The organism is Streptomyces sp. NPDC030809 (genome assembly GCF_055572195.1).
The window spans coordinates 22,370-39,740 of the sequence record NZ_JBVIDV010000033.1; the positions used below are offsets into that span (position 1 = coordinate 22,370).

Consider the following 17,371-nt stretch of genomic DNA (forward strand, 5'->3'; position numbering starts at 1 on the left):
CATCGTGAAGTCGTACATCGTGGGCGTCGGCATGACGAAGTTCGAGAAGCCGGAGTCGCGGGACCGGCAGTACTGGGACATGGCCCGGGAGGCCGGGACCGCGGCTCTCGCGGACGCCGGGATCGGCTACGACCTGGTGCAGCAGGTGCCCGTGGGCTACTGCTTCCAGGCCTCCACGGCCGGGCAGCGGGCCGCGTACGAACTCGGTCTGACCGGGGTGCCCGTCTACAACGTCAACAACAACTGCGCCACCGGGTCCACCGCCCTCATGATGGCCCGGCAGCTCGTCGAGGGCGGTACGGCCGACTGCGTGCTCGCCCTCGGCTTCGAGAAGATGAAGCGGGGGGCGCTGGGCGGGGGCACCGACGGGGGCGACTTCAAGACGTCGCCGGTGGCCCGGCACTACGGGATCATGGCCGCCGGCCACGGATTCGACATGACCCCGCCCACCGCCCAGATCTTCGGCAACGCGGCCCGCGAGCACATGGACCGGTACGGGACCACCGAGGCGCAGCTCGCGGCCGTGGCCGCCAAGAACCACCGGCACTCGGCGGACAACCCGAACGCGCAGTTCCGCGAGGTGTACACGGTCGAGGAGATCCTCGCGGCGAAGGAGATCCACCGCCCGCTGACCAAGCTCCAGTGCTCGCCGACCTCGGACGGTGCGGCGGCGGCGCTGGTCGTCTCCGAACGCTTCCTCGTCGCGCACGGTCTGCACGGGCGGGCGGTGGAGATCGCCGCCCAGGCCATGACCACGGACACCGCCGAGTCCTTCGCCTCCGGCTCGTGCATCGACGTGGTCGGCAAGCCGATGACCGCGGCGGCGGCCCGGCAGGTCTACGAGCGCTCCGGCCTCGGGATCGAGGACGTGGACGTGATCGAGCTCCACGACTGCTTCTCCGTCAACGAGCTGCTGACGTACGAGGCGCTCGGCATGTGCGGGGACGGGAAGTCGGGGGAGTTGGTGGAGTCCGGCGCGACGACGTACGGCGGGCGGTGGGTGGTGAACCCGTCGGGGGGCCTGATCTCGAAGGGGCATCCGCTGGGGGCGACGGGGCTGGCGCAGGTGGCGGAGCTGGTGTGGCAGGTGCGGGGGGAGGCGGGGGTGCGGCAGGTGCCGGGGGCGGCGGTCGGCCTGGCACACAACATCGGCCTCGGCGGCGCGGCCGTGGTCACGCTCCTGCGCCGCGCCTGACCCCCGCAGTGTCCAGCCCGTCGCCGACGTCCGGGCCGGGGGCAACTCCGGCCCGTCCGGCGTTTGAGGCGCGGGGGTGCGGGGGCGGAGCCCCTGCCGTCGGGAAGGCCCCGCAGGGTCGGGGACGCGGTCAGGGGGACGCAGGGTCGGTGAGGGTCGGGTCGGTCACCGTTTCGCCCGTGAGCGCGCGGCGGATGGCCGCAGCAAGGTCCGGGACGGGCCCGTCCCGGAGGACGACCCCGGCCGCCCCCGCGGCAAGCGCACCCCCCGCCGCCCCACTCCGCGCAGACGAGACCCGCACCAGCACCCGACACTCCGGCACCTCCCCCCGCACCACCGGCACCGCCTCCACCTCCTCCACCAGCGCCACGTCCGGACACGCCAGCACCGCCGCCCCCGCCAGGTCCTCCCCGGCGCCGACCTGGGCCACGACCTCCATGTCCGGCTCCAGCCCGAGCAGCACCGCCAGCGCCGGGTCCGCCGGAGCCAGCAGGACCCGCAGTGACCTGGCGGGACGGTGGTCGCGGGGCATCTCGTCCATGTCCAGAAGATAGCCGCCACCGGCCCGCAGCCGTCGGAACACGCCCTGCCGGCAGCCCATCTGACGCGCGGTCAGGACTCTTCCCAAGTACCGGGGCGTGCGTTATACATTCCCTCACCCGGTCCCTAGAACGCGTTCTAGAACCACTCCAGGACGGACCGCTCTGGAACCGGCCCCGAAACGACCTCGGTGCGGCCGACGGTGCGGACGGCCGCACCGAGGTCTTCCAAGATCAAGGAGCAGCATCCTCATGCCGATCGATGCCGCCAGGGCGCTCGCCGCCGAACCCCGCCGGAGCGAGATCCGCTGGGACCACAAGGACATCCAGCTCTACCACCTCGGGCTCGGCGCCGGCCGCCCCGCCACCGACCCCGACGAGCTGCGCTACACCCTGGAGTCCAAGCTCCACGTCCTGCCCAGCTTCGCCACCGTCGCCGGCGCCGGCATGGCCATGCTGGGCGGGCTCGGTGCCCCCGGCATCGAGGTCGACCTCGCCGCCGTGCTGCACGGCGGCCACACCATCGAGCTGCACCGGCCCATCCCCGTCAAGGGCGAGGCCGTCTCGCACTCCAAGGTCGCCGCGGTCTGGGACAAGGGCAAGGCCGCCGTGATCGTGCTCCGCTCCGAGGTCGCGGACGCCGACGGCCCCCTGTGGACCAGCGACGCGCAGATCTTCGTCCGCGGTGAGGGCGGCTTCGGCGGGGAGCGCGGGCCCTCCGCCCGCACCGAGGAGCCGGGCCGCGCCCCGGACCGGACCGTGGAGCGGACCATCCGCGAGGAGCAGGCCCTGCTCTACCGCCTCTCCGGGGACTGGAACCCCCTGCACGCCGACCCCGAGTTCGCCAAGCTCGCCGGCTTCGACCGGCCCATCCTGCACGGCCTCTGCTCGTACGGCATGACCCTCAAGGCCGTGGTGGACACCGTCCTCGGCGGTGACGTCTCCCGCGTCCGCTCGTACGGCACGCGCTTCGCCGGGATCGTCTTCCCGGGCGAAACGCTGCGCATGCGGATGTGGGAGTCCGAGGGCCGCGTCCGGGTCTCGGTGACCGCCGTCGAACGGGACGACGCGCCGGTCCTCGCCGACACCGTCGTGGCGTACGCGTAACCCCAACCGCAGCAGTTCGAGAGGAGCCGCACCGTGCGCGCAGCACTGCAGAGCGAGATCGGCCAGGACAAGCTGGAGGTCGTCGACGACATCGAGGCGGTCGGCTTCGGCCCCGGCAAGGTGAGGATCCGCATCCGGGCCACCGGCCTGTGCCACTCCGACCTGTCCGCGATGAACGGCGTGCTGCCCCAGCCGGCCCCCTTCGTCCCCGGCCACGAGGGCGCGGGCGAGATCCTCGACGTGGGCGACGGGGTCACCGGGATCGGCCAGGGCGACCGAGTCCTGGTCTGCTGGCTGCCCGCCTGCGGGCAGTGCCCCTCCTGCAAGCGCGGCCAGGGCCACCTGTGCCTGGCCGGATTCGTCAACGCGGGCACCCCGAACTTCCGGCGCGCGGGCGGCGAGGTCTTCGGCTTCGCCGGGACCGGCACCTTCGCCGAGGAGGTCGTGGTCGCGGCGGGCTGCGCGGTGCCCATCCCGGACGACGTGCCCTTCGACATCGCCGCCCTGATCGGCTGCGGGGTCACCACGGGCCTCGGCGCCGCGATCAACACCGCGAAGGTGGAGGCCGGCTCCTCGGTCGCCGTCATCGGCTGCGGCGGGGTCGGGATCTCCACCATCCAGGGCGCCCGGGTGCAGGGCGCGGCGCAGATCGTCGCCGTGGACCCGGTGCCCTCGCGGCGGGAGGCGGCCCTGCGCTTCGGGGCCACCGAGGCGGTCTCCCCGGAGGGGTTCGCCGACGCCAAGCAGCGGATCACCTCCGGCGAGGGCTTCGACTACGTCTTCGAGGTGGTCGGCAAGTCCCAGACCGCGCAGACCGCGTACGAGATGACCCGGCGCGGCGGCACCCTGTGCGTGGTGGGGGCGGGGGCGCTGGACGACAACTTCGCGGTCAACATGTTCTCGCTCTTCTTCGACGAGAAGAGGATCCTGCCCTCCCTGTACGGCGGCGGGGACGTGATCCGGTCGTACGAGCGGGCCATCGCTCTGTGGCGGGCCGGGCGCATCGACCTGGAGGGCCTGATCACCCACCGGGTGCAGCTCGCCGAGATCAACGACGCCCTCGACCAGATGCGCACGGGCACGGCGCTGCGCACCTGCATCGCACTCTGACCTGCACGCCGGCTCGGCCGGCCGACCCGGGCTGACGCGACCCGACCCGAGTTCTCGATCCGAAACCGAGAGGGACCTTGATGTCACTGCCACTTGAGGGGCTGTCCGCCGTCGTGACGGGCGCGGGCCGCGGGCTCGGGCGCGCCGAGGCGCTCGAACTCGCCCGGCTCGGCGCCAGCGTGGTCGTCAACGACTTCGGGCAGCCGGGCCGCGACGGGACCGGCGAGGCCTCCGCCGCCCCGGCGGAGGAGGTGGCCGCGGAGATCCGCGCGGCCGGCGGCCGGGCCGTGGCGCACCTCGGGGACGTGGCCGACTTCGCGCAGGCGCGCGCCCTGGTGGACCTGGCCGTGAGCAGCTTCGGGAAGCTGGACGTCCTCGTCAACAACGCGGGCATCCTGCGGGACCGGATGGTCTTCTCCATGTCGGAGGAGGAGTGGGACTCGGTGATCCGCGTCCACCTCAAGGGCCACTTCAACACCACGCGTTTCGCGGCGGCGCACTGGCGCGAGCGGTCGAAGGCGGCGGGCGGACCGGTGTACGGGCGGATCGTGAACACGTCCTCCGAGGCCTTCCTCGGCGGTTCGGCGGGGCAGCCGAACTATGCGGCGGCCAAGGGCGGCATCGTCGGGCTGACGACGTCCACGGCGCTCGCCCTCGCGAAGTACGGGGTCACCGCCAATGCGATCTGTCCGCGGGCGCGGACGCGGATGACGGAGGACGTGTTCGCGGGCTTCCAGGTGCCGGAGGAGGGCGCGCTCGACCCGCTCGCCCCCGAGCACGTGGCCCCGCTGGTCGGCTACCTGGCCTCGCCGGCCGCTGCGCGGGCGAACGGGCAGCTGTTCGTGGTGCACGGCGGGATCGTCGTGGTCATGGAGCGGCCGAAGGTGGCGGCCAAGTTCGACACGGCGAAGGAGGTCTTCTCGTACGAGGAGCTGGACGGCGTGCTCAGCGCACACTTCGCGGGGCGCCCGGCGGCCGAGACCTTCGCCGCCCCCGAGGTCTTGGGCCTCCGCCACGCATGACCCCACCGCCGTTCCCGGCTGCTCCGCCCCCGCACCCCGCGCCTCGATCGCCGGCGGGGCTCGGCTTCGCACCGCAGGTGACGGACGGGCCGGGGGCGGAATCCGGCCCGTCCGGCGTTTGAGGACCGGGGGTGCGGGGGCGGAGCCCCGAGGCGTTTTCAGCCTCGCCGGCGTTTGAGGCGCGGGGCACGGGCCGGGCCCGGGAAGGGACCGCAGGGTCAGGGCCCCGGGGCCCGTTCCGGGAGCGGGTCAGGCTGCGGCCTGGTCTTCCTGGGGGTCGGCCGGGCGCCGGTGCCGCCCCCGCGCGGGCACCGTCTGGTCTTCGGACGCCGCGGCCCCACCCCGGTGCCGGCCCCCTGCCGCCCCCGCCGCCTCGATCGTCTCGCTGGTCACATCAGACATGTGGGAAGTCACTCCGAATCGTTCTCTCGCTCCGCCCGCGCCTCCCATGACGCGACGGATCCCCCGGCCCGTCATCCCATCACACGCGACGGGCCGTCAGAAGTATCGGGGTGCCCACTGACAGTGGCCAAAGGGTTTGCGCCGCATCGTGTCGCAGAGGGGGGAGGGGAGGAGAGGGCGAGAGAGGCGGCGCGCCGCGTCAGCGCTTCGTGAGGGGCGCCTGTTGCAGCGGCACCGGCCGCGCCGCAGCCGGTACGGGCTGCGGGGCGACCCGTACCGGCGGTGCCTGCGGGACCGTCAGGTGGACCACCCCGCACGGCACCTCCGCCGTCGCGTACGGCAGCCGCAGCACGCCCTCCCCGGTCCACAGCCCCCCGCCCAGCCAGCCCCCCGGCGCCGGCAGCCGGAACAGCCAGCGGTCGGCCGGCCGCCACAGCCCCAGCTGGCCGTCGGCCAGCCGCAGGGCCACCGCGCAGTTCTCGGGCATCAGGATCTGCCCCGGCTGCACCGCGAACGGCACCGCCCCCGCCCCCTCGCCCTTCAGGCACTCCGGGAACCGCACCGGCCGGGAGCTCCCCAGCACCCCCCAGCCCAGCCGCGGTTCCCCCGGCGCGTCCGAGCGGATCAGCAGCAGCCCGCTGTCGGGGTCGGCCAGCAGCAGCCGGTCGTTGCTGGCCTCGGCGATCTGGAGGAGGGGGGAGACCTCCCCGCCGCCCCCCAGGTCCACGGCCACCGCCTTGGTGCGGCCGCCCTGCTCGCGGTCCAGCGCCAGCAGCCGTCCCCCGCGGTCCAGCCACACCCCGCCCGAGCAGCGGCCCGGCACCACCGCGAGCCGCCGCGGCCCGGTGCCCGCGCAGGTCAGCCGCCACACCTCGGCGGTCTCCGCCCGTACGGCCAGCGCGTACGCCCCCTGCCCGTCGGGCACCGGGGGCAGCAGGGACACCCGCTCGTAGCCCGCCGCCTCGAACCCGCCCAGCGGCAGTTCGCCCGTACGCGGCCCGGCCGCCGCCCCCGTGGGGTAGAGCAGCGCGAAGGCGTGCCGCTCGGCCACCCGCCGGTGGATCAGCACCCGCCCGTCGGCCAGCGGGAGGACCTCGCTGTCGGCCTCCTCGGGCTGCGCCAGCGGCAGCGGCACCGCGTAGGGCTCGGGTCCGCCCAGGGTCCAGCGCTCCGGGAAGCGGGCCTCGCCCGCTCCGGCGAGCCGGGCGGCGTACGAGCCGTCGGCGGCGATCGCGATCGCGGGGGCGGCCGTCACGGCGGGTTCGATGGCTTCGATGGCACAGGCGGTCATCGGTGCGTCACCTCCGGTGAGGAAGCTAGTTTTCGCACTTCCTGCCGAACAACAGCAGCCCCTTTGCTTCACACATAAGGGTGGCCGCCCGGCGATTCGCGTGTGAGAAGGGAGGCGGTTGTGCTGCGCGCGCCCGGAGCCCGCCGGGACAGGCCAACGGCGCCACGGACGGTAGCCTTGCCTCCGTGCCCCGTCTGTCTGAAGTCATCGCCGCGCTCGACTCCCTCTGGCCCCCCGCCCGGGCCGAGGAGTGGGACGCCGTCGGCACCGTCTGCGGAGACCCCGACGCCGAGGTGTCGCGGGTCCTGTTCGCCGTGGACCCGGTCCAGGAGATCGCCGACGAGGCGGTGAAGCTGGGTGCGGACCTGCTGGTCACCCACCACCCGCTCTACCTGCGCGGCACCACCACCGTCGCGGCCTCCACCTTCAAGGGCCGGGTCGTGCACACCCTGATCAAGAACGACATCGCGCTGCACGTCGCGCACACCAACGCCGACACCGCCGACCCCGGCGTCTCCGACGCCCTCGCCGGCGCCCTCGACCTGCGCATCACCGGCCCCCTCGTGCCCGACCCGAGCGACCCCTCGGGCCGCCGCGGCCTCGGGCGGCTCTGCGTGCTCGACCACCCCGAGACCCTGCGGGAGTTCGCCGCCCGGGCCGCCGCCCGGCTGCCGCGCACCGCCCAGGGCATCCGCGTCGCCGGCGACCCGGACGCGCTGGTGCGCACGGTCGCCGTCAGCGGCGGCAGCGGCGACAGCCTGTTCGGGCAGGTTCGCGCCGCCGGGGTGGACGCCTTCCTCACCGCCGACCTGCGCCACCACCCCGTGTCCGAGGCCCGCGAGACCAGCCCGCTCGCCCTCGTGGACGCCGCCCACTGGGCCACCGAATGGCCCTGGTGCGAGCAGGCCGCCGCCCAGCTCGACGCCGTGTCCGAGCGCCACGGCTGGGGCCTGCGCACCCACGTCTCGCGCACGGTCACCGACCCCTGGACGGCGCACGCGCCCTCCGAACCCTCCCCGATGTCCCCTTCTTCTATCTCAGGAGCCCCCAACTGAACGCCGAGCCCGCCGACCAGATCCGACTTCTCGACCTCCAGGCCCTGGACGTCCGGCTGTCGCAGCTCGCCCACAAGCGCAAGTCGCTGCCCGAGCACGCCGAGCTCGACTCCCTGAACAAGGACCTCAGCCAGCAGCGCGACCTGCTCGTCGCCGCGCAGACCGAGGAGAGCGACACCCAGCGCGAGCAGACCAAGGCCGAGCAGGACGTGGACCAGGTGCGCCAGCGCGCGGTCCGCGACCAGCAGCGCCTGGACTCCGGTGCTGTGAGCTCCCCGAAGGACCTGGAGAACCTCCAGCGGGAGATCGCCTCCCTCGCCAAGCGCCAGGGCGACCTGGAGGACGTGGTCCTGGAGGTCATGGAGCGCCGCGAGTCCGCGCAGGAGCGCGTCGCCGAGCTGACCGAGCGGGTCTCCGCGCTCCAGGCGAAGACGGACGACGCCACCGCCCGCCGCGACGCCGCGACCGCCGAGATCGACGCCGAGACCGCCAAGGTCTCCAAGGACCGCGAGCTCGTCGTCGCCTCCATCCCGGCCGACCTGGTCGCGCTGTACGAGAAGATCCGCGTGAAGCAGGCCGGCGTCGGCGCCGCCAAGCTCTACCAGCGCCGCTGCCTGGGCTGCCAGATCGAGCTGGACATCGCCGAGGTCAACGAGGTCAAGGCGGCCGCGCCGAACCAGGTGGTCCGGCACGAGAACTGCGGCCGCATCCTCGTCCGTACGGCCGACTCGGGCATCTGATGCCGCGGTTTGTCGTCGAGGCCGACGGCGGGTCCCGGGGCAACCCGGGGCCCGCGGGCTACGGAGCGGTGGTCATCGACCCCGCGACCGGTGAGACCCTGGCCGAACGGGCCGAGTACATCGGTGTCGCGACGAACAACGTGGCCGAATACCGGGGCCTCATCGCGGGCCTGAAGGCGGCGGCCGAGCTCTCGCCGGAAGCCGTCGTCCTGGTCCGCATGGACTCCAAGCTCGTGGTCGAGCAGATGTCGGGCCGCTGGAAGATCAAGCACCCCGACATGAAGCCGCTCGCGGCCGAGGCCGCGCGGATCCTGCCCGGCGCGCAGGTGTCGTACGAGTGGATCCCGCGCGAGCGGAACAAGCACGCGGACCGGCTCGCCAACGAGGCGATGGACGCGGGCCGGCAGGGCCGCCAGTGGGAGCCCTCGGCCTCCACCGCCGCGCTGGACACCGGTGCCGCCCGGAACCTGGCGGTCCCGCCCCCGGCCGGTCCGGTGGGCGACGCGGCGGCGGGTGCCGCGGCCGCCCGGGCTGCCCTGGCCGCCGCCCGTACGCCGGTACCCGCCGCCGCCCGCACGCCGGTCCCGGCGCGCGGAGTGCACGCCGAGGACACCCTGTTCCCGGAGGCGGCGCAGGCGGCGGCCGGCCCTGCCGCGCACCCCGAGGAGGGTCCCGCGGTCGAGGCGCCCGTACCGGCGGCCCCTTCGTCCGGCTGGTCGGGCCCGGATCTCGGCACCCCCGCCACCTTCGTGCTCCTGCGGCACGGGGAGACGGCACTGACCCCGCAGAAGCGGTTCTCCGGCAGCGGCGGCACCGATCCCGAGCTGTCCCCGGCCGGGCTGCGGCAGGCCGAGGCAGTGGCCCGGGCACTCGCCGCCCGCGGGACGATCGAGGCGGTGGTCAGCTCCCCGCTGCGGCGCTGCCGCCAGACCGCCCAGGCCGTCGCCGACCGGCTCGGCCTGCCGGTCACCCTTGAGGAGGGGCTGCGCGAAACGGACTTCGGCGCCTGGGAGGGGCTCACCTTCGCCGAGGTGCGCGAACGCCACCCGGCCGACCTGGACGCCTGGCTGGCCTCGCCCAAGGCCGCCCCGACCGGAGGGGGCGAGAGCTTCGCGACGGTCGCCCGCCGGGTCGCCTCGGCGCGGGACCGGCTGCTCGCCGCCCACCAGGGCCGTACGGTGCTGCTCGTCACGCACGTGACGCCGGTCAAGACCCTGGTCCGACTGGCGCTGGGGGCTCCTCCGGAGTCGCTGTTCCGGATGGAGCTGTCGGCCGCCTCGCTCTCGGCGGTGGCCTACTACGCGGACGGCAACGCCTCGCTGCGGCTGCTGAACGACACCTCGCACCTGCGCTGAGCGGGTCGGGAAACGGAATCCGGCCGCGCACCGCAGACCGCGGTGCGCGGCCGGATCTGCCAGGGCGGGTGGCCGGAAATCGCCCTTCCGGGCCGTTCGAAATTATGTGCACCATGCCGGGGTCCGCGACGCCTTCACGTCGCCTCCACACCCACCCCAGCCGAAGGGAAACGCATGTCCCGCATGCGCGCGCTCGCCGTGCCCGTCCTCGCCGCCGCTCTGGGCCTGGCCTCCGCGACGACCGCCAGTGCCGCCACCGCGACCATCACGAAGGCCGAGTACGACAAGGTCAAGCTCGGCTCCCCGGTCGCCGCGCTGCACGCCGCCGCCGGCCGCGGTGCCTGCAAGCTGGTCGATGACACCAGCGCCGGCGGGGTGCGCGTCAAGAGCTACGAGTGCAAGGGCGACAAGCCCTACAGCCTGGCCGACTTCGTCTTCACCAACGACAAGCTGGAGGCCCGCAGCCAGGTCTTCCTGGACGGGGGCAAGTCCAACGGCCTCATGACCAAGGCCAAGTACCGGAAGGTCACCGCCGGCAAGACCGTCGCGCAGATGCACGAGATCGCCGGCAAGGGCACCTGTGTGCGGGTGGGCCAGGCCGAGGCCCGCGGCCTGAAGCAGTCCACGTACCACTGCGAGCAGTCCCGCACCTTCGGCGTGGCCACGTTCCTCTTCGAGAACGGCAAGCTCACCACGCGCGCCCAGTCCGGCCTCCGCTAGCCCCGAGAGGCGGCGGAACCCGGTGTGAGGCGGCAGACGAGTCGGCCTGTACGCCGGGTTCTGTCACCCGGAGACCTCGCGGTCGCCGGGGAGACGGCCATCCATCTAGGGCCGGTGTTGCCACCGGCCTCGTGCGGTCTACCCGCGGACTCGGGCGGGCAGCCCTCGATCGTCCGCGCAGGGCCGGATCGCTCCGGCCCCTCTTGACCTTGCTCCGGGTGGGGTTTACCTAGCCGCCTGGGTCACCCCAGGCGCTGGTGGTCTCTTACACCACCGTTTCACCCTTACCGGGGGCCGAAGCCCCCGGCGGTCTGTTTTCTGTGGCACTGTCCCGCGGGTCACCCCGGGTGGGCGTTACCCACCACCCTGCCCTGTGGAGCCCGGACGTTCCTCGGCGGGACCCTCGCGGATCCCGACGCGGCCGCCCGGCCGGCTCGTCTGCCGTGGTGACCATGCTACCCGGGCCCGCACCAAGGCCCGACCGCGGACTACAGCGGGGTGTCCGGGGCGAGTGCGGCCGCGATCCGGCGGCCGATCACCTGGGCCTGGTTGCCCTCCGGGGCGTTCGCCTCCTTGGTGGCGGACACCGCGATGGCCAGCCGCTCGGACGGCAGGTACGCCTGGAGCGCCGCGTAGCCCGAGAACGACGGGTTCTGGACCACCCAGCCGTTGACCACGAGGACGCCCAGGCCGAAGTGCTGCTCGTCGGTCTGCGGGATGCAGACCGTGTCCGGGCACTTCGCCGTCGGGCGGCCGAGGCCGACCGTGCCCGGGTCCAGCAGGGTGCGGTACGAGCGGGCCGAGAGGAGCTCACCGCGGCCCACCCCCTCCGCGGAGCGGGCCAGGTCGCAGATGTGGCTGGTGATGACCGCGCCCGGGGCGGTGGTCCACGAGGGGTTCCAGAACGTCGACTCCTCGTAGAAGCCGCGGTCGGCGGTGAAGGCGTGCAGGACCGGGGACGGGATGTCCGGGGTGAAGTTGTTCTGCGTGTTCCGCAGCCCCAGCGGGCCCCAGACCCGCTCCTTCAGCAGCCGGTCGATGCGGGTGCCGGTGATCTTCTCCAGCGCGGCGCTGAGGAGCACGTAGTTGGCGTGCGAGTAGCTCCAGTTGGTGCCCGGGGTGTACCAGAACGAGTGGCTGAACGGGAACGCCAGCAGCTCCTGCGGGGTCCACTGGCGGAACGGATGCGCCTCCAGCTCGGCCAGGAAGTCCGGGTCGGTGACGTAGTCGTGCAGCCCGCTGGTGTTGGTGGCCAGCATCCGGAGGGTGATCTTGTCGGCCTTCGGCAGCCGCGGCAGCCAGCGCTCCACGGTGTCGTCGAGCCGGAGCCTCTTCTCCTCGGCCAGCTGGAGGAGGAGGGTCCCGATGTGCGAGAAGACCACCGATCCGGCCCGGAAGTGCATGCCGGGCTCGGCCGGCACCTTCGTCATGGACTCGCCGAGGGCGTCGGTCAGCACCTCCTTCCCGTCGACCGTGACCTTCAGTTCCACGGACTTCAGGTGCAGTTCCTGCTGGGCCCGGCGGGCGATGGCCAGCACCTCGCGGGCCTGGTCCCCGAGCGGCCGTGCGGTCCGTACGCAGTCGCCCCTGCCGCCGGATCCGGCGGCGGGCGCGAGGCCGGGCGCGGCCGTGGCGGTGGCGGTGGCGGTGGCGGTCTGGACCGTGAGGGCGAGCAGGGCGGCGCAGAGGAGGGCCCCGCGGGCGCGGCCGCGCCGGCGGGAGGGGGAGGGGGTGTGCGTCATGCCCGCACTATGTCGGGATGATCAGTGGTCATTCATCCGAACACACCGCAAAACGTGGCAGAGCCGCCCATGTGGGGCCGTGGCGGCCCGCCCGCGCAGGCCCGGCTCCGCCCCGGACCGACCGGGCCCGGCCCCGCGCGGCCTGGCTCAGGCCGGGACGAAGAGGATCTTGGCCGTGCCCGGGTCGGCCTGCGTCAGCCGGACCCGGATGCGCTCGCCCAGCGGCACCGGGCCCCCGGCGGACTCCACCCGGCCCACCACGGCGGGCTCCTCCAGGTGCACCGTGCCCACCCGCGGCTCGCGCTCCTTCACGTCGATCACCGTCGCGTCGAAGACCTCGCCCACCCGGTCCTTCAGCAGGGCCGCCTCCAGCAGGTCCACGCACTCCCGCTCCACCGTGTTGGCCAGCCGCGAGCCGTCCGCCATCTCCCTCGGCAGCCCGTCCAGCGCCGACAGCACCCACTCCGGCGGGGCCTGCCCCGCACAGACCGCCACGCACAGCTCGCCCGCGTACCGGTCCGCCAGCCGCCGCAGCGGGGCGGTGCAGTGCGTGTACGGAGCCGCCACCGCCGCGTGCACCGAGGGATCGGGGGCCGCCCCGTCCCGGAAGACGGTGTAGCCCGCCCCGCGCAGCAGGGCCGTGCACTCCTGGAGGAAGGCCGCGTGCTTCGACTGCCGCGGATCGAGGGAGCGCACCAGCTCGGCGTACGGGACGTGGTGCGGCCAGTCGATGCCCAGGGCCTTCGCCGCCCGGCGCAGCCGGCCCACCGCACCGTCCGGGGCCGTCGGCAGGGTCCGCAGGATCCCCGTACCCGACTGCAGCATCAGACCGGCCGCCGCCATGCCCGTCATCAGGGAGATCTGCGCGTTCCAGCCGTCGGCGGCCAGCGGAGCCCGGTAGGACAGCGCGAAACCGCCGTCCTGGGCCGTGATCTCCTGCTCCGGCACGTTCAGCGAGACGCCCCCGCGCTCGACCTCCAGCGCCTCCCGCAGCTGGCCGATCTCCCGCAGCAGCACCAGCGGCTCCGCCGCCCCGCCGCCGTCCAGGGCGTGCTGCACCCCCGTGTAGTCCAGCTTGGCCCGGCTGCGCACCACCGCCCGCCGCACCTCCGTGGACAGCACCCGGCCCTCCCCGTCCAGGTCGTGCCGCCACACCAGGGCCGGGGCCGTGTGGTCCGGCAGCAGGCTGGCCGCGCCCTCCGACAGCACCGGCGGGTGCAGCGGCACCTTCCCGTCGGGGAAGTACAGGGTGGTCACCCGCCGGTGGGCCTCCGCGTCCACCGCCCCGCCCGGCGCGACGAAGGCGGCCACGTCCGCGATCGCGTAGTGCACCCGGTACCCGCCGCCCGGCCGCCGCTCCAGGTGCATGGCCTGGTCCAGGTCCACCGAGGCGGGCGGGTCGATGGTGAAGAAGGGGATGTGCGTGGCGTCCTCCGACGGCAGCCGCGGGTCCTGCGCGGCCCACTGCGCCTCCTCCAGCACCTGCGCCGGGAACTCCGCGGGCACGTCCAGCTCCGCGCGCAGCGCGCGCAGGGCGTCCTGCAGCGGGGCAGCCGCTGCGCCGGTCATGTGCATCTGACGGCGAGGCATGTACCCGAGCGTAGGTGCGGGCGCCCGGACCGGCACGGCGAGCGGACGGACGGGGCCGGTCCGCAGCGGAGCTACGCTTTCCGGGGGGCCGCACCCCTCGCCCGCCCGTACCGAAGGAGACCCCCCGTGCTCGTGCTGCTGCCGCCGTCCGAAGGAAAGGCCGCGGGCGGCCCCGGCGCCCCCCTCAAGCCCGAGGGGCTCTCCCTGCCGGGCCTGGCCCCGGCCCGCGCCGCCGTCCTCGACGAGCTGGTCGAGCTGTGCGTGGCCGACGAGGAGAAGGCCCGCGAGGTCCTCGGCCTCAGCGAGGGCCTGCGCGGGGAGGTCGCCAAGAACGCCGAGCTGCGCACCGCAGGGGCCCGCCCGGCCGGGGAGGTCTACACCGGGGTGCTGTACGACGCCCTGGACCTGGCCGGCCTGGACCCGGCGGCCCGCGCTCGCGCCGAGGCCTCGCTCCTGGTGTTCTCCGGCCTGTGGGGCGCGGTGCGGATCGGCGACGAGATCCCCTCGTACCGCTGCTCGATGGGGGTGAAGCTGCCCGGGCTGGGCGCCCTGGGCGCCCACTGGCGCGCCCCGATGGCCGAGGTGATGCCGGCCGCCGCAGGCGAGGGCCTGGTCCTGGACCTGCGCTCCTCGGCGTACGCCTCGGCCTGGAGGCCGAAGGGGGAGCTCGCGGGGCGCACGGCGACCGTGCGGGTGCTGCACTCCCAGATCGTCGACGGGGTCGAGAAGCGGTCGGTCGTGAGCCACTTCAACAAGGCGACGAAGGGACGGCTGGTGCGCGACCTGCTCGTCTCCGGGGCTGCGCCCGCGGACCCCGCCGAGCTGCGTACGGCCCTGCGGGACCTCGGCTACACGGTGGAGGGCGAAGCCCCCGAGAAGCCGGGCAAGGCGTGGTCCCTCGACGTGGTCGTGACCGAGATCCACTGAAGCCCTCGCGGGGCCTCCGCACCCGGAGGGGGTCCGAGGCGGAGCCTCCGGAAGGATCAGCGGCTCAGGGGCCAGGCCACCGCGTGCGGATCGTGGTCCGCCTCCTCCGCATGCCGCGCGCACGCATCCGTCAGCGTCTCCAGCAGCGTCAGCGGGTCCGGCAGCGGGTGCTCCGGGCCGCGCAGCCAGGACACCTCCAGGTCGCCGGGCAGCCGGGCGGGCGGGACCAGCACGTAGCTGCCGCGGCAGTGCCAGCGCAGCCCCGGGTGCTCGTCCATCGTCTCCGGGTGGCAGTCCAGCTCGCACGGCCACCACTCGTCCTCGTCCTCGGGGGTGCCGCGGGTGGCGGTGAAGAACAGCATCCGGCCGTCCCCTGCGGCCCCGCCGGACTCGGCGACCGGCCCGACCTCGACCCCGGCCGCCAGCAGCCGCTCCAGCGCACTGCGGCCCGCCTCCAGCGGCACGTCCAGCACGTCGTGGACCATCCCGGTGGCGGTGATGAAGTTGGCCTGAGGCTGGTTGCGGGCCCACCGCTCCACCTGCGCGCGGTCGGTCGTCGACTGCGTCTGCCAGGCGAAGGACAGCGGGTGGCGGGCCGGGGTGGGACAGCCGATCCGTTCGCACGAACACCGGTAGCCGGCCGGATGCGCGGCCGGCGCGAGCGGCAGCCCGGCGGCGGCCACGGCCCGCAGCAGCGCCTCGCGCTCACGGCCGGGGTCGTCCGCGGCGGGCCCCCGGAAACCCCGCAGCCACTGGGCGAACCTGCCCGTCACGCCGCGCTCGTCGCGGCCGGAATCGGACCCCATGAATCCCCTCACCTCACCGTTGCCCCGGCAGACCAATCCATCGTCCCACCATCCTGGGCCCCAGGTGACCGCACTTCCCAACCGGGGGGCCCGCAGAGCCGGATGTGAGGCGAAAGTCATGTCCTGATGCTCCGGAGGACCTGCTCCACGAGGGCGTCGGCGTACGCGTGGCCCAGCGGGCCCGTCCGCAGCAGCCAGCGGTGGGTCAGCGGGCCCACCAGCATCTCCACCACCAGCCGCACATCGGTGTCTGCGGAGATCTGGCCCGCGGCCGCCGCCGTGCGCAGCCGCTCCTCGTACAGGGCGAGCTGGGGCATCAGCAGCTGCTCGGTGAACCGGGCGCCGAGCTCGGGATCGGTGGCCCCGGCGGCCGTCAGCGCGCGGGCCGGGGCCTCGTACGCGGGGTCGCTCAGCTCGTCCACGGTGGCCCGCAGGACGTGCTTCAGGTCGGCACACAGGTCCCCGGTGTCCGGGAAGGCGGGCCGGCCGCCCTCCTCCTCCCCGGCCGCCCCCGACAGGGCGAGCGAGGCGTCGAGCAGCACGGCGGCCTTCGAGGGCCACCAGCGGTAGATGGTCTGCTTGCCCACCCCCGCGCGGGCGGCGATGGCCTCGACGGTCAGCTTGTTGTAGCCCACCTCGCCGACGAGGGCGAGGGCGGCGTCGAGGATCGCGCGGCGGGACCGCTCGCTGCGCCTGGTGGCGTCGGGGGCCTTGGCGGGGCCGCCGGAGCGGGCGGGCCCGCGGTCGGCCGGCGGGCCGGACATCGGGTCGGACATGGCGGAAAACCTAGCGCAAGGCTTCGGACAGCTCTTCGACGGGCAAACCACCCGATCAGTTCACTACAGCAGAGCCGCGAGGAGAGACGATTCTGTATCCAGTACCACCCGTCCCTCCCGGTGTGTCTTCCTGGCCCGTGTCGTGAGGAGCATTACGTGCACCGAGACGCAACACCCCGCCGCTACCTGATGTGCCCACCCGCGCACTTCAGGGTCAGCTACTCCATCAACCCGTGGATGGATCCGGCCAAGCCGGTGGACCTTCAGCTCGCCCAGACCCAGTGGGAGGACCTGCGGGACCGCTACCGCTCGCTCGGGCACACCGTCGAGATCCTCGACGCCCGGCCCGGCCTGCCCGACATGGTCTTCGCCGCCAACGGCGCGACCGTCGTCGACGGCCGGGTGCTCGGCGCCCGGTTCGCGTACGCGGAACGGGCCGCCGAGGCCGAAGCGCACCTGGAGTGGTTCCGCAGCAACGGCTTCACCGAGGTCCACGAGCCCTCGCACGTCAACGAGGGCGAGGGGGACTTCGCCGTCACGGCCCGCTACCTGCTCGCCGGCCGGGGCTTCCGCTCCAGCCCGCTGTCGCACGACGAGGCCCAGGAGTTCTTCGGCCGCCCGGTGATCGGGCTCGACCTGGTCGACCCGCGGTACTACCACCTCGACACCGCCCTGTGCGTGCTCGACGGCGACGAGGTCATGTACTACCCGGACGCCTTCTCGCCCGGCAGCCGCTCGGTGCTCCGGCACCTGTTCCCCGACGCGCTGATCGCCTCGGCGGCCGACGCGGCGGCCCTCGGCCTGAACGCGGTCTCGGACGGCCGGCACGTGCTGCTGCCGCAGGCGGCGGTCGGCCTCTTCGGGCCGCTGCGTGACCGCGGCTTCGAGCCCATCGGCATGGACCTCGGGGAGCTCCTCAAGGGCGGCGGCAGCGTCAAGTGCTGCACGCAGGAGCTGCGCCCGGCGCCGTAGCCGTAGCCGTAGCCGTAGCCGT

16 protein-coding genes and 1 other RNA gene are annotated in these 17,371 nt (G+C 74.1%); 10 read left to right on the forward strand and 7 right to left on the reverse strand.

The window, feature by feature from the left end; genetic code table 11:
* Nucleotides 1-4 precede the first annotated feature (4 nt).
* Nucleotides 5-1,195, forward strand: coding sequence for a lipid-transfer protein (locus ACZ407_RS31770; RefSeq protein ID WP_468134410.1), 1,191 nt, complete (start codon nucleotides 5-7; stop codon nucleotides 1,193-1,195).
* A gap of 130 nt (nucleotides 1,196-1,325) precedes the next feature.
* Here the strand turns inward: ACZ407_RS31770 and ACZ407_RS31775 are convergent, their stop codons facing one another.
* A complete protein-coding gene (locus ACZ407_RS31775) occupies nucleotides 1,326-1,736 on the reverse strand; it encodes a response regulator (protein ID WP_468134412.1) in 411 nt (136 codons plus the stop codon).
* A 250-nt stretch (nucleotides 1,737-1,986) separates the two neighbouring features.
* On the opposite strand from ACZ407_RS31775, the gene ACZ407_RS31780 reads away from it, so the two are divergent.
* The 3 genes from ACZ407_RS31780 (at nucleotide 1,987) to ACZ407_RS31790 (ending at nucleotide 4,973) form a co-directional block, all read left to right on the forward strand.
* A complete protein-coding gene (locus ACZ407_RS31780) occupies nucleotides 1,987-2,841 on the forward strand; it encodes a MaoC/PaaZ C-terminal domain-containing protein (protein ID WP_468134414.1) in 855 nt (284 codons plus the stop codon).
* A gap of 33 nt (nucleotides 2,842-2,874) precedes the next feature.
* Nucleotides 2,875-3,951: a Zn-dependent alcohol dehydrogenase gene (locus ACZ407_RS31785; RefSeq protein WP_468134416.1), complete on the forward strand. Its 1,077-nt coding sequence runs from the start codon at nucleotides 2,875-2,877 to the stop codon at nucleotides 3,949-3,951.
* An 80-nt stretch (nucleotides 3,952-4,031) separates the two neighbouring features.
* Entirely contained in the window at nucleotides 4,032-4,973 is a 942-nt protein-coding gene (locus tag ACZ407_RS31790; RefSeq protein ID WP_468134418.1) for a 3-oxoacyl-ACP reductase, read from the forward strand.
* A gap of 601 nt (nucleotides 4,974-5,574) precedes the next feature.
* On the opposite strand, the gene ACZ407_RS31795 is transcribed toward ACZ407_RS31790, so the two are convergent.
* Nucleotides 5,575-6,666, reverse strand: a complete 1,092-nt coding sequence (locus tag ACZ407_RS31795) for a TolB-like translocation protein (protein ID WP_468134420.1) — start codon at nucleotides 6,664-6,666, stop codon at nucleotides 5,575-5,577.
* A gap of 185 nt (nucleotides 6,667-6,851) precedes the next feature.
* Between ACZ407_RS31795 and ACZ407_RS31800 the strand changes: the two genes are divergently transcribed.
* The 4 genes from ACZ407_RS31800 to ACZ407_RS31815 all read left to right on the forward strand — a co-directional run bounded on the left by ACZ407_RS31800 (nucleotide 6,852) and on the right by ACZ407_RS31815 (nucleotide 10,536).
* Entirely contained in the window at nucleotides 6,852-7,721 is an 870-nt protein-coding gene (locus ACZ407_RS31800) for a Nif3-like dinuclear metal center hexameric protein (RefSeq protein WP_468134422.1), read from the forward strand.
* Nucleotides 7,718-8,461 (forward strand): zinc ribbon domain-containing protein, encoded by a 744-nt coding sequence (locus ACZ407_RS31805; RefSeq protein ID WP_468134519.1) that lies wholly within the window; start codon nucleotides 7,718-7,720, stop codon nucleotides 8,459-8,461. The genes ACZ407_RS31800 and ACZ407_RS31805 overlap by 4 nt, the downstream gene beginning before the upstream one ends.
* On the forward strand, nucleotides 8,461-9,816 hold the full coding sequence (locus ACZ407_RS31810) for a bifunctional RNase H/acid phosphatase (protein ID WP_468134424.1): 1,356 nt from the start codon (nucleotides 8,461-8,463) through the stop codon (nucleotides 9,814-9,816). The genes ACZ407_RS31805 and ACZ407_RS31810 overlap by 1 nt, the downstream gene beginning before the upstream one ends.
* Before the next feature lie 174 nt (nucleotides 9,817-9,990).
* A complete protein-coding gene (locus ACZ407_RS31815) occupies nucleotides 9,991-10,536 on the forward strand; it encodes a hypothetical protein (protein WP_468134426.1) in 546 nt (181 codons plus the stop codon).
* A gap of 33 nt (nucleotides 10,537-10,569) precedes the next feature.
* Here the strand turns inward: ACZ407_RS31815 and rnpB are convergent.
* From rnpB to ACZ407_RS31830, 3 genes are all read right to left on the reverse strand, one after another.
* An RNA gene (rnpB, locus tag ACZ407_RS31820) (RNase P RNA component class A) lies at nucleotides 10,570-10,973 on the reverse strand.
* Nucleotides 10,974-11,024: 51 nt separating this feature from the next.
* Nucleotides 11,025-12,278 (reverse strand): serine hydrolase domain-containing protein, encoded by a 1,254-nt coding sequence (locus ACZ407_RS31825; protein ID WP_468134428.1) that lies wholly within the window; start codon nucleotides 12,276-12,278, stop codon nucleotides 11,025-11,027.
* 147 nt (nucleotides 12,279-12,425) lie between these two features.
* Nucleotides 12,426-13,868 (reverse strand): RNB domain-containing ribonuclease, encoded by a 1,443-nt coding sequence (locus tag ACZ407_RS31830; RefSeq protein WP_468134430.1) that lies wholly within the window; start codon nucleotides 13,866-13,868, stop codon nucleotides 12,426-12,428.
* 126 nt (nucleotides 13,869-13,994) lie between these two features.
* Here ACZ407_RS31830 and yaaA point away from each other — a divergent pair, with 126 nt between their 5' ends.
* The gene (gene yaaA, locus ACZ407_RS31835; protein WP_468134432.1) at nucleotides 13,995-14,795 is read left to right on the forward strand and encodes a peroxide stress protein YaaA; all 801 of its coding nucleotides are present in this window, start codon (nucleotides 13,995-13,997) and stop codon (nucleotides 14,793-14,795) included.
* Nucleotides 14,796-14,851: 56 nt separating this feature from the next.
* On the opposite strand, the gene ACZ407_RS31840 is transcribed toward yaaA, so the two are convergent.
* On the reverse strand, nucleotides 14,852-15,601 hold the full coding sequence (locus tag ACZ407_RS31840) for a bifunctional DNA primase/polymerase (RefSeq protein WP_468134434.1): 750 nt from the start codon (nucleotides 15,599-15,601) through the stop codon (nucleotides 14,852-14,854).
* A 116-nt stretch (nucleotides 15,602-15,717) separates the two neighbouring features.
* Complete coding sequence (locus ACZ407_RS31845) at nucleotides 15,718-16,377, reverse strand: TetR/AcrR family transcriptional regulator (protein ID WP_468134436.1); 660 nt, start codon at nucleotides 16,375-16,377, stop codon at nucleotides 15,718-15,720.
* Nucleotides 16,378-16,533: 156 nt separating this feature from the next.
* On the opposite strand from ACZ407_RS31845, the gene ddaH reads away from it, so the two are divergent.
* A complete protein-coding gene (gene ddaH, locus ACZ407_RS31850; RefSeq protein WP_468134438.1) occupies nucleotides 16,534-17,349 on the forward strand; it encodes a dimethylargininase in 816 nt (271 codons plus the stop codon).
* Nucleotides 17,350-17,371 lie beyond the last annotated feature (22 nt).

What these genes read in the sequence shown, in the direction of transcription:
- ACZ407_RS31775 (WP_468134412.1), bottom strand. Translation starts at nt 1,736, where the DNA reads ATGGACGAGATGCCCCGCGACCACCGTCCCGCCAGGTCACTGCGGGTC.
- ACZ407_RS31780 (WP_468134414.1), top strand. Translation starts at nt 1,987, where the DNA reads ATGCCGATCGATGCCGCCAGGGCGCTCGCCGCCGAACCCCGCCGGAGC.
- ACZ407_RS31790 (WP_468134418.1), top strand. Translation starts at nt 4,032, where the DNA reads ATGTCACTGCCACTTGAGGGGCTGTCCGCCGTCGTGACGGGCGCGGGC.
- ACZ407_RS31795 (WP_468134420.1), bottom strand. Translation starts at nt 6,666, where the DNA reads ATGACCGCCTGTGCCATCGAAGCCATCGAACCCGCCGTGACGGCCGCC.
- ACZ407_RS31810 (WP_468134424.1), top strand. Translation starts at nt 8,461, where the DNA reads ATGCCGCGGTTTGTCGTCGAGGCCGACGGCGGGTCCCGGGGCAACCCG.
- ACZ407_RS31815 (WP_468134426.1), top strand. Translation starts at nt 9,991, where the DNA reads ATGTCCCGCATGCGCGCGCTCGCCGTGCCCGTCCTCGCCGCCGCTCTG.
- ACZ407_RS31825 (WP_468134428.1), bottom strand. Translation starts at nt 12,278, where the DNA reads ATGACGCACACCCCCTCCCCCTCCCGCCGGCGCGGCCGCGCCCGCGGG.
- ACZ407_RS31830 (WP_468134430.1), bottom strand. Translation starts at nt 13,868, where the DNA reads ATGCCTCGCCGTCAGATGCACATGACCGGCGCAGCGGCTGCCCCGCTG.
- ACZ407_RS31840 (WP_468134434.1), bottom strand. Translation starts at nt 15,601, where the DNA reads ATGGGGTCCGATTCCGGCCGCGACGAGCGCGGCGTGACGGGCAGGTTC.
- ACZ407_RS31845 (WP_468134436.1), bottom strand. Translation starts at nt 16,377, where the DNA reads ATGTCCGACCCGATGTCCGGCCCGCCGGCCGACCGCGGGCCCGCCCGC.